This window comes from Abyssisolibacter fermentans, assembly GCF_001559865.1.
GTDB lineage: Bacteria > Bacillota > Clostridia > Tissierellales > MCWD3 > Abyssisolibacter > Abyssisolibacter fermentans.
The window spans coordinates 194237-205207 of sequence record NZ_LOHE01000068.1; the positions used below are offsets into that span (position 1 = coordinate 194237).

The 10971-nt window shown below is 27.7% G+C and carries 11 protein-coding genes; 10 read left to right on the forward strand and 1 reads right to left on the reverse strand.

Features of this window, described 5'->3' with window-relative positions; genetic code table 11:
- Window positions 1–285: 285 nt before the first annotated feature.
- The 8 genes from AYC61_RS12895 to AYC61_RS12925 all read left to right on the forward strand — a co-directional run bounded on the left by AYC61_RS12895 (window position 286) and on the right by AYC61_RS12925 (window position 9067).
- Window positions 286–1935, forward strand: coding sequence for a nucleoside kinase (locus tag AYC61_RS12895; protein WP_066503085.1), 1650 nt, complete (start codon window positions 286–288; stop codon window positions 1933–1935).
- A 66-nt stretch (window positions 1936–2001) separates the two neighbouring features.
- Complete coding sequence (locus tag AYC61_RS12900; RefSeq protein ID WP_066503087.1) at window positions 2002–2463, forward strand: NUDIX hydrolase; 462 nt, start codon at window positions 2002–2004, stop codon at window positions 2461–2463.
- Between the two features lie 13 nt (window positions 2464–2476).
- Window positions 2477–3721, forward strand: coding sequence for a CCA tRNA nucleotidyltransferase (locus AYC61_RS12905; protein ID WP_066503090.1), 1245 nt, complete (start codon window positions 2477–2479; stop codon window positions 3719–3721).
- A gap of 187 nt (window positions 3722–3908) precedes the next feature.
- Window positions 3909–4526 (forward strand): hypothetical protein, encoded by a 618-nt coding sequence (locus tag AYC61_RS12910; protein ID WP_162265466.1) that lies wholly within the window; start codon window positions 3909–3911, stop codon window positions 4524–4526.
- A gap of 222 nt (window positions 4527–4748) precedes the next feature.
- On the forward strand, window positions 4749–4916 hold the full coding sequence (locus AYC61_RS21700) for a hypothetical protein (RefSeq protein ID WP_202906836.1): 168 nt from the start codon (window positions 4749–4751) through the stop codon (window positions 4914–4916).
- 217 nt (window positions 4917–5133) lie between these two features.
- Window positions 5134–6525: a TldD/PmbA family protein gene (locus tag AYC61_RS12915; RefSeq protein WP_066503100.1), complete on the forward strand. Its 1392-nt coding sequence runs from the start codon at window positions 5134–5136 to the stop codon at window positions 6523–6525.
- Entirely contained in the window at window positions 6525–7880 is a 1356-nt protein-coding gene (locus AYC61_RS12920) for a TldD/PmbA family protein (protein WP_066503102.1), read from the forward strand. The genes AYC61_RS12915 and AYC61_RS12920 overlap by 1 nt, the downstream gene beginning before the upstream one ends.
- A 362-nt stretch (window positions 7881–8242) precedes the next feature.
- Window positions 8243–9067, forward strand: coding sequence for a carbon-nitrogen hydrolase family protein (locus tag AYC61_RS12925; RefSeq protein ID WP_066503104.1), 825 nt, complete (start codon window positions 8243–8245; stop codon window positions 9065–9067).
- 184 nt (window positions 9068–9251) lie between these two features.
- On the opposite strand, the gene AYC61_RS12930 is transcribed toward AYC61_RS12925, so the two are convergent.
- Window positions 9252–9461, reverse strand: a complete 210-nt coding sequence (locus AYC61_RS12930; protein ID WP_066503106.1) for a DUF378 domain-containing protein — start codon at window positions 9459–9461, stop codon at window positions 9252–9254.
- A gap of 250 nt (window positions 9462–9711) precedes the next feature.
- Here AYC61_RS12930 and AYC61_RS12935 point away from each other — a divergent pair, with 250 nt between their 5' ends.
- Together AYC61_RS12935 and AYC61_RS12940 are read left to right on the forward strand one after the other, a co-directional pair.
- The gene (locus AYC61_RS12935; RefSeq protein WP_066503109.1) at window positions 9712–9894 is read left to right on the forward strand and encodes a hypothetical protein; all 183 of its coding nucleotides are present in this window, start codon (window positions 9712–9714) and stop codon (window positions 9892–9894) included.
- A gap of 39 nt (window positions 9895–9933) precedes the next feature.
- On the forward strand, window positions 9934–10593 hold the full coding sequence (locus AYC61_RS12940; protein ID WP_066503112.1) for a DUF4397 domain-containing protein: 660 nt from the start codon (window positions 9934–9936) through the stop codon (window positions 10591–10593).
- The last annotated feature ends 378 nt before the right edge of the window (window positions 10594–10971 follow it).

Genomic DNA, 10971 nt, shown 5'->3' on the forward strand with positions numbered 1-10971 from the left:
ATAACGCTGGTTATTCAAACAACTTTAATGGATAGAGTAATAATGGTTGTAAATAGAGCAAAGTCTTCCTAGTAAATCTTTATAGAAGACTTTGTTCTTTTTTGATAAAATATACTAAAGTAAGGAATTGAGAGTATATAATGAAAAATAAATTCTGAGTTTCATAGTAAATATTTTCATAAAATACATTAAGGAAATTTATATTATTATTTATAATATTAGAAGACTTATAAAGCATATTTTTATAATATACGTGTGTACAAATAACTTTTAGGAGGGGGATATATGATAACTGTAAATTTAACAGGTATAGGAGAAAGAAAAGCAGAAAAAGGAACAAAGATAATTGATATTTTAAAAGAGTATAACTTAGAAAAAAAATATTTATGTGCTAAGATTAATAATGATATAAAACATCTTAAGTACAAGATTGAGGATGATTGTAAAATTGAAATTTTAGATATAACAGATAAAGATGGTTTTAGAGTATATCAAAGAACACTATCTTTTATATTTATAAAAGCATGTATGGACGTTTTTAAGAATTGTAAGGTATCAATAGAACATTCTCTTAACAAAGGAAAATATGTAGAAATAACTAAAGAAACTGAACTTTCGGAAGATGAAGTATTATTAATAAAAAACAGAATAAGAGAATTAATTGATATGGATTTAGCTATTGAAAGAAAGCTAATTGATATAAAAGAAGCTGATAGTATTTTTGAAAAGCAAGGATATATAGATAAATTAAGATTGTCGAAATATAGAAAACAGAATAAAATACATGTTTATTCATTAGATGGATTATATGATAAGTTTTACGGGTATTTAGCACCTTCAACTGGATTTATTGATTCGTTTGATTTGAAATATTTCAAGCCAGGTGTAATTATACAATTTCCAAGAAAAGAAAATAATTTCAAAATACCTGAATATGTTGAACATAAAAAGCTAGCAAAAATATTTAAGGAAGCAGAAGACTGGGCAGAAATACTTGATATTGGATATGTAGGAGCTTTAAATGATAAAATAACTAATGGTGTCATAGCTGAAATAGTTAGAATATCAGAGGCACTTCATGAAAAAAAGATAGCATATATTGCAGACAAAATATCTACTAGAGATAGTATAAGACTAGTTACGATAGCAGGACCATCATCATCAGGTAAAACAACATTTGCACAAAGATTGTATACTCAGCTTAGAGTAAATGGTAAAAGACCTATATCTATATCTTTAGATAATTACTTTGTAGATAGAGAAATGACTCCAAAAGATGAATTTGGAAATTATGATTTTGAATCAATTGATGCGATAGATATAATGAAATTTAATGAAGATTTGCTAAACCTAATGAAAGGCAATGAAGTTGAAGTTCCAATATATAACTTCAAAACTGGAAAGCGAGAAGAACATGGCAATAAGTTAAAAATTGATGAAACTCAAATAATAATAATAGAAGGAATACATGGACTCAATGAAAAATTAACATCAATGATACCTCAGAATAAAAAATTTAAAATTTATATAAGTGCACTAACTCAATTAAATATTGATAATCACAATCGTATACCAACAACAGATACCAGACTTATAAGAAGAATGGTTAGAGATTTTAAATATAGAGGAAATAATGCAGAAAGAACACTGGAATTGTGGAATGCAGTAAGAAATGGAGAAGAAAGAAATATATTTCCGTACCAAGAAGAAGCTGATGCAATGTTTAATTCAGCTTTAGTATATGAACTATCTGTATTAAAAAAACATGCCAAACCATTACTGGAGAATATACCGCAAGATAGTATATATTATTGCGAAAGTAAAAGGTTATTAAAGTTATTGTATTATTTTGAAGAGATTAAAGATGAAGCAATAATACCAAATACATCTATTATAAAAGAGTTTATTGGTGGTAGTTGTTATAGAGGTGAATAGAAACAAAAATTAAGCTTTTTCCATAATATATTTTATAGAGATAAATATATTTATGGCGGTGATATTTTGGAATCAAAATTTATAATAGATAGATTAAGTGATAAAGTATGTATTTTTTTTGAAAATGATTTTAAAGAAGTAATTCATAAATTTAAATATATATTGGTAATACCTTTTTATAATTCAAATTTTGTTATGACGTATCATCCTAAAAAAAAGCTTTGGGATTTCCCAAAGACTAGTATAATAGAGGGTGAAAATGTAATTGAATGTGCATCCAAAAGTGGATTTAATGACATAGGAGCTATTTTTACTAGTATTCAACCATTTGCATATTATGATATTATTAAAGATAATGATATAGTGAGAACAGGAGTAGTGTTAGCTGGTATAGAAAAATTTGAACCAAAGCCTAGATGGAGTGAAACAGATATAGTTAAATTATTCAATAAATTACCAAAAAATATAAAAAATAAAAAGGTTTATGAATTGCTTGTACAAAAAGCTAAAAGTTATGAAATAGAATAGATGGGGGATAAATTTGGATATAACAATACCGCAAAATGCTAAATATTTAATAAATTTATTTAAGAAGAACGACTATGAAGCCTATGTAGTTGGTGGATGTGTTAGAGACAGTATTTTAGGTAAAAAACCCAATGATTGGGATATTTGTACTAGCTGTAAACCAGATATAATGCAGGATATATTAATGAAAAATAGTATAAAATATGTACCTACAGGACTAAAACATGGTACTATTACAGCTATTATTGATAATCAGTTATATGAGATTACTACTTTTAGAATAGAAGGAGAATATCAAGATAATAGACATCCAAAATATGTAGAGTTTACGAATAGTTTAATTGATGATTTGAGTAGAAGAGACTTTACAATCAATGCTTTGGCATATAATGATGAAAGTGGCTTGATTGACCCCTTTAATGGAAGTAAAGATTTGACTTTAAAAACCATTAAGTGCGTAGGTGATGCGAGTCATAGGTTTAATGAAGATGCTCTAAGAATTTTACGAGCAATAAGATTTTCCTGTCAATTAGGATTTAAATTAGATGATGAATGCAGAAAATCTATAAAACAATTAAAAGGTAACTTGAAAAATATAAGCAAAGAGAGAATAAGAGATGAAATAAATAAAATTTTAGCGAGTAAATTTATTAGCTATGGATTATATGAAATTATTAATTTAGAGTTGTATAAGTATATTATTCCATTGCCAAGCATTACTAATTATAAGCTTAAATATATGGATTTATTAGAAATTTTCGATGAAACAAGTTGTGATATAAATATAAGAATGGCTTTATTATTTATTGTCAATAAAACTAAACTCAAGCAAATTATAGCATTTTTAGAGCATTTAAAATATGATAATAGTACTATTAAAACACAAACTTTTTTGATAGAAAACTATAAAATTCTTTTTAGAAACAACAGTATTGTTGAATTAAAACAATTGATAAGTAGAGGTTTTGTTCATATAGATGCATTATTAAATATTGGAAACAACCTGCTTGAATTTAAGAATTATGATGATAAGACGTTCTTGATTAACAAAAACCAAATTGAAAATATTATTAAATCTTCATGTCCTCTGAGTATAAAAGACTTAAAAATTAATGGGGATGATTTGATACAGTTAGGTATAAAAAAAGGTCCTCAAATAGGTGAGATTTTGAATTATTTATTACTGAAGGTATTAGAAAATCCAGATATCAATAATAAAAAAATGTTAGTTAAATTAATAAAGCAAAAATTCAAATAAACTAGGAGTTTTTAAACTTCTAGTTTTTTTAGTACGTGCACGTAAAGATTATTGTTAATTTTTTTGTATATCAAATAGATCAGTGAAACAAATATGACGATTAAAAGATATAAATACTAGAAGACATGCGGGGTCTATTGTTTCTTTCACATGTATTGCATATTAGCATAAAATATATTGAGTATATATGTCAAGAAAATATTTTGAGGTGAAGTATGATATGAATGATAAAGAATCTAACAATATAAATAATTTAAGTATATCAAGCATATTTATTCCTGCAATACTAGGGATAGCGGGGAGTGAAATTTTTGGTTTAAATAAAGTTTTCAATCAAATAACTACTATGTCAAATAATTTTGAAAGAAATGTAAATCTTCTAAAAAACATAAAACCATATTTTTCTCATAGTGAACAATATACTTTATCTAAAATTCAAGATATCTTTGATGTATTAAATAAAGTAGGAAGAATAAAAGGAGAACAATATGAAACAGAAGTTCAAGATATGTGTACGGAAGTAAGTATTTCAGAGAAAAAACAAAAAATAATACAGGAATTTTATAACTATTTAGACGTTGATAAAAGACAATTTATTGATAAAGCTATGGAAGTTAAAGATCAAATATTCACAGCTAAGAATAGAATAAATGGATTGGGAGATTTAGATGAAGTTACTATGGATAACAAAATGGACGTAGTATTTGAATTTATTAAGTGCTTTAAACCTATTTTAAGCGAAGAACATAGTAGAAATCTAGATAAATTTGAAAAAGCAGTACAGGTATTAAAAGCACCTGATTAAAAAAGTGTAACCGAGTCCTAATTTATGCATATAATAAATATATACTACTATTAGGGGGGTGAACTATGTCAAAGACAATAATGAACTCTGTTAAAAATAGTAGACAACGAAAATTTGTAATATATCAGTAATTTCAATACATTCCGATAGTGATGCATTGATTACAAATATAAGTTAAACAAGCTGTATAGAGTTTATGGTGTTTTTTGGCAGCTTATATAGATGTTTAATAGAGTATTGAAGTATATAAAAACTGGAGCTGATAATCTCTTATTTTTCTTTTTACTTATAGCTGTTATTTTGAATAATTGCACATGGTTTATAGGTGATGGTCAAGAAAGTACATTATTCTTTTTTTTACTTATAGCAGTATTGTTTGGAAATGATTAAATTTAATAATCCCCACCTAGAGTAATAAAAAAAGTTAAACTATTTTAGTTTAGCTTTTTTTAAAACAGAAAAAACAAATTTTAATTGTGAATTGTTTTATTAATATATGAAAAAACTAACTCTTAAAACGTATTGTGTCAAATAATTAATAATGTTCGAAAAAAAAGGGATTAAGAATCAAATGTAGAAAAAAAATAATAGAGTAGGAGGTAAAAATATGATAAATAAAAGTATTATTCAAAAAGTAATAGAAGCATCATTAACCACAGGTGGTGATTTTGCTGAAGTTTTCGTTGAAAATAAAATTAATAATGCAATAAGTATGATAGGTGGAAAGATAGAAAAAAGTAACTCAGGTGTAGATTTTGGAATAGGTATTCGAATATTTAATGGATTAAATTGCGTTTATGCGTACACCAATGACAACTCAGAGGAAAACTTAATAAAAACAGCTATAAATGCAGCTAAGGCAATAAAAAATCCATCACATATAGGTACATCTCAGATAATAAGAGGAAAGATAAAAGAAATTAATCCTATTAAAATATTCCCTTCGCAAATAGCAAAATCGAAAAAAGTAGAACTGATGAAAAGAGCTCACTATACAGCAATGAATTCATATGACAGTATATCTCAAGTAGAAATAGGATATAGTGACTATGAGCAAGATGTATTAATAGCTAATTCTCAGGGAACTTATGCTCAAGATAAAAGAGTTAGGACAAGAACAATGATAAGGTGTATTGCTAATAAAAATGGTGAGACACAAAGTGGAAATGTTGGTCCAGGAGCTCATATGGGATTTGAATTTTATGATAATATAAATATTGATGATTATGCTCGTGAAGCTGCTCGTATAGCAGATACAATGGTTAGAGCAGAGTATTGTCCTAGTGGAAAAATGCCAGTTATAATAGACAATGGTTTTGGTGGAGTTATTTTTCATGAAGCATGTGGACATGGGCTTGAAGCAACAGCGGTAGCAAAAAATACCTCAATATTTTCAAATAAGTTAGGACAAAAGATTGCATCTGATGTAGTTAGTGCTGTAGATGATGGTACTATACCTAATGCTTGGGGTTCATCAAATATTGATGATGAAGGTAATCCAACTCAAAGAAATTTATTGATAGAAAATGGTATCTTAAAAGGCTATATGGTGGATATTTTAAATGGAAGACGAATGAACATGGCTCCAACTGGTTCTGGTAGAAGACAATCTTATAAGTATGCACCAACTTCAAGAATGACAAATACATTTATCTTAAATGGTAAATCGACCTTAGATGAAATTATTTCTAATACAGAGTATGGATTGTATGCTAAAAAAATGGGCGGTGGATCAGTAAATCCAGCAACAGGTGATTTTAACTTTAGCGTAATAGAAGGATATATAGTTAAAAATGGTGTAATAACAAAACCTGTAAGAGGTGCTGCACTAGTAGGTAATGGAGCTAATGTATTATTAAATATAGATATGGTTGGATGTAATCTTGCTCACGCACAAGGCATGTGTGGTTCTAGTAGTGGTAGTGTGCCAGCAAATGTTGGTCAGCCTGTTATTAGGGTAAAATCTATAACAGTTGGTGGAAGGAAGAGTGATATATAATGAATAGAAATATTTTTGTTAATAAATTATTTGAAGAAGGTAAAAAAGCAGGATTATCTGATATGGAAGCTTATATAAGTAAATCAAATAGTATAACTGTATCAGCTTTTAAAAATAAACTAGATAAGTATAGTATTTCCGATGCAATGGGTTTATCATTTAGAGCTATTTACAATGGTAAAATGGGTTATACATATACAGAAAGATTAGAGGAAGATGTAATAAAATTACTTGTAAAGGATGTTATTGAAAATGCATCAATTGTTGAGAAAGATGATGAAGAGATAATATTCAAAGGTTCAAAGGAGTATACTGAATTAGATAAAAATGAAAATAAGCTTGAAAGTGTGTCTATAGATGACAAAATTAAATTTATTTTAAACCTTGAGAAAGAGGCATATAGCATAGATGATAGAGTTGATGTAGTAAGAAATTGTATTTATTCAGATGAAAATGATAGCACAGCAATAATAAATACAAAAGGCTTAAAACTTGATAATAGTGAAAGTATAGCTTATGCTTATATTTCAGTAAAAGTTGATGATAATGGTGATATTAAAACTGGCTTAAGTTATAATATATGTAATGATTTTAACGAATTAGATTATAAGAAGCTTGCTAAAGAAGCAGTAGAGGATGCTATATCAAAACTAAATGCAGAAGTAATTCCATCAAACAAATATAAAGTAATATTAAAAAATGAAGCGGTATGTGATTTAATTGAATCATTTTGTCCTATTTTTTCAGCATATAATGTTCAAGAAGGATTATCACTATTAAAAGGAAAGTTAAACTCTAAGGTAGCTTCATCAGTATTTAGTTTAATAGATGATCCATTTATGAAGGAAAGTTTTTCAGTTAGGAATTTTGATGATGAAGGAGTTGCAACTAAATACAAAAGGGTAATAGATAAAGGTGTTTTGACGACTTATTTATATAATTTGAAAACAGCCAAAAAGGATGGAGTAGAGTCTACTGGTAATGCATCTAAACCGTCTTATAAATCTTCTATTACAATTTCTCCAACAAATATGTATGTAGAAAAAGGAAATATGACGTTAGAAGAAATGATGTTAAAAATGGATGATGGCGTTTTATTAACAGAATTACAAGGTTCACATGCAGGTTTAAATACAGTATCCGGTGATTTTTCACTTTCATGTAATGGTTTTGAAATAAAAGGTGGAAAAAAGGTAAAAGCAGTAAATGGAATAACTGTTGCAGGAAATTTCTTTGATATGATTAAAAATATAGAAGAGGTTGGAACGGATTTTAAATTTAGTCTTCCATCTGGAAGTGGTTGTTTTGGAGCACCATCAATTATGATAAAAGATCTTGCTATATCCGGTAAATAATGAACCCAGATTATTCATAGAAAATTATGAGCAGTGAACTAAAATCTATGATTTTATGTGAATCGCTTACTGCTATGAAGGAACGGAATAGGAGATTAATTAATAAGTATTCCTTCTGTTTATAACAAGGCACAAGATGTCCCCCACCTCTATAGGTAGCGGGTACCAATTATATTTAACAGGCGGTGTGTATATCTCCCGCCTCGTTGAAACGGTGTGTTGCAATTACTACGTAATTGCTTCCGTTGTTATAAGATATCCATTAAATTCTCGACATACCAACTCGGTATGTCTTCGAATTCAGAACTATACAGCATATTATTCAAAGTTATATGAATAATCAGGGTTAAAGGTGGTATGAAATGAAAGTTAAAATTGGTGTTTGTCAAATGAAGATTGAAGCTGATAAATTATTAAACCTAAAAACTGCTGAAAGAGGGATAAATAAAGCAGTAAAAAAAGGTTCAGATATAGTTGTTCTGCCTGAAATGTTTAATTGTCCATATGATAATTCTGTTTTCAGAGATTATGCAGAAAATCAAAATGATAGTGAGACATTAAAATTTTTATCGAAACAAGCACAAGACAATAATGTTTGTATAGTAGGAGGTTCTATTCCTGAGCTAGATAAAGGTAAAATATATAATACCAGTTTTGTATTTGATAAAAACGGTGAAATAATAGCAAAGCATAGAAAGGTTCATTTATTTGACATTGATGTTAAAGGTGGAGTAAGATTTAAAGAATCCGATACTTTAACAGCCGGTAACAAGATTACTGTATTTAATACTGTATTTGGAAAAATAGGATTATGCATATGCTATGACATAAGATTTCCAGAATTGAGTAGATTAATGGCACAATTAGGAGCAAAGATTATAATAATACCAGCTGCATTTAATATGACAACTGGACCAATGCATTGGGAGATGTTATTTAAAGTTAGAGCACTAGATAATCAAGTATTTATGGTAGGTGCAGCTCCTGCAAGAAGCGAAGAAGCTTCATATGTTGCTTATGGAAATAGTATATTAACTGATCCTTGGGGTAGAGTTGTCAACAAGTTAGGAAGTAAAGAAGAAGTGATGGTGTGTGAAATAGATCTATCTTTAATAAATCAGGTTAGAGAGCAATTACCAATTTTAAAACACAGGAGATTAGATATATATGAATTGAAATCCCTTTAAAAAAGTCCAAAATCAAAGAACATGAAATTGAGTAGTAAAAAATTCAAAATTCATAAGTTACTAGAAAAATTGGACTTTTAGGATAATTTGTAGAGGAAGGTAAATAACCTTCCTCTTTTGTGTAAATGATTATTTTGCCTTTGAATATGAAGTTTGATGACAGCCATATCTATATTTATGGCTGTTATTTAGTAGTTCTTCTATCTCTGTCATAATCTCTAAATAGTAATGTAATAGAGTATAAACCAGCTATTCCAACTAAACCATAAACTATTCTACTTAGAATAGCGGATTGCCCTCCAAATATTGATGCAACTAAGTCAAATTGGAATAGGGCTATAAGACCCCAATTAAGTGCTCCAATAATAACTAATACCAAAGCTGTGGTATCCATAAAATCACTCCTTGTAAATTTAGTAAATTATAGTAAAACTATAGACAAGATTATTATTTCTTAAAAATTAAAAATATATACATATAGAAAATAAAAATTTGAAATATTTACTAAAAATTGCTTGTAACATAAATTATTAATATGAATAAAATGAATTAAGCAAGAACTGTAGCATATTTCTAATTTCCTAAAAATAACAAAATACATATTTTCAATTTTGAAATTCTAATAGTTTTTAGGAGGTAATATAATGTCTGAAAATATAGTTGAAATTAAAGATTGTTGTGAAGAAGGTATAAGTTCAAGTTTGCTTTTTTTCTTTCTATTATTAGTAATCTTAATGAAAGATTATGGATGGTTTGATGAAGGAAATGAAAGTCTATTATTTTTCTTCTTAATCTTAGTTATTATTTTCTGTAAATGTTATAATTAATAAACTGTTTTAATATCTATGTTAGAAGGTGTATATTAAATGTATTATGATTATTATAATTATTACAATTACTACAATAATTACTACAACGCAATGCCTATCAATAGAAATTCATATTTAAGATTCATGCATGCCAGTCCTGATGCACCTGGAGTAGATATATATTTAAACAATAGTTTAGTAGCATCAAATTTAAGATATCAAGGTTTTACTCCATATATGCCATTATTACCAGGTTCATACAATGTAAAAGTATATGCTGCTGGGATGCAGACTGACCCTGTAATTAATACAACTATAGATGTTTTGCAAGATGCTGATTATACAGTAGCTGTTGCTGGGACGTTAAATAATCTTAAACCTGTTATTATATCAGATACTGCAATGGCTATGCCCGGTAATGAAGCACAAATTAAATTCGTTCACTTATCTCCAGATGCACCTGCAGTAGATGTAACATTACCAAATGGAGTAGAATTATTTGAAAACATTGAGTACAAAGAGATAAGTCCAAATAGCTTAGTTCCACCAGCGAATTATACAATTCAGGTAAGAGATAATGCTACAAAACAGGTAGTACTAACAGTACCAAATGTATTGCTTAAAGCTAATAAATATTATACAGTTTATGCCGTCGGACTTTTAAATGGTAATCCTGAGTTACAGGCTATTATAGCACTAGATAAAGCATCTTATTAAGTACTAAATCAACATTATTTACTACAAGAACTTCAATAATATACCTAAAACTAAAAATTGTATCTGAGTAAAAATCAAATTATTATTAAATAAGAAACTTGTTACAAACAATATAATCCCAGATTATTCATAGAAAATTAAATACTCTACTGCATCCTTCTGTTTAGAAGATATCCATTGAATTCTTGACGTACCATCTGGGTATGCCTTCGAATTCACTGAAATCTTTTAATTCAGAAACTTACAGCATATTATTCAAAGTTATATGAATAATCAGGGATAATACTATCAATAAAGATTTACTTTAAAATTACATAATATAAACAATATTTTAAAACTTTCAGGAAAGTTTTGAAAATAAATTTTTATTTACATCCC

Coding starts and splice junctions, on each gene's coding strand:
- AYC61_RS12940 (WP_066503112.1), top strand. CDS start 9,934: ATGTATTATGATTATTATAATTATTACAATTACTACAATAATTACTAC.
- AYC61_RS12910 (WP_162265466.1), top strand. CDS start 3,909: ATGTCAAGAAAATATTTTGAGGTGAAGTATGATATGAATGATAAAGAA.
- AYC61_RS12930 (WP_066503106.1), bottom strand. CDS start 9,461: ATGGATACCACAGCTTTGGTATTAGTTATTATTGGAGCACTTAATTGG.
- AYC61_RS12895 (WP_066503085.1), top strand. CDS start 286: ATGATAACTGTAAATTTAACAGGTATAGGAGAAAGAAAAGCAGAAAAA.
- AYC61_RS12935 (WP_066503109.1), top strand. CDS start 9,712: ATGTCTGAAAATATAGTTGAAATTAAAGATTGTTGTGAAGAAGGTATA.
- AYC61_RS12915 (WP_066503100.1), top strand. CDS start 5,134: ATGATAAATAAAAGTATTATTCAAAAAGTAATAGAAGCATCATTAACC.
- AYC61_RS12920 (WP_066503102.1), top strand. CDS start 6,525: ATGAATAGAAATATTTTTGTTAATAAATTATTTGAAGAAGGTAAAAAA.
- AYC61_RS21700 (WP_202906836.1), top strand. CDS start 4,749: ATGTTTAATAGAGTATTGAAGTATATAAAAACTGGAGCTGATAATCTC.
- AYC61_RS12925 (WP_066503104.1), top strand. CDS start 8,243: ATGAAAGTTAAAATTGGTGTTTGTCAAATGAAGATTGAAGCTGATAAA.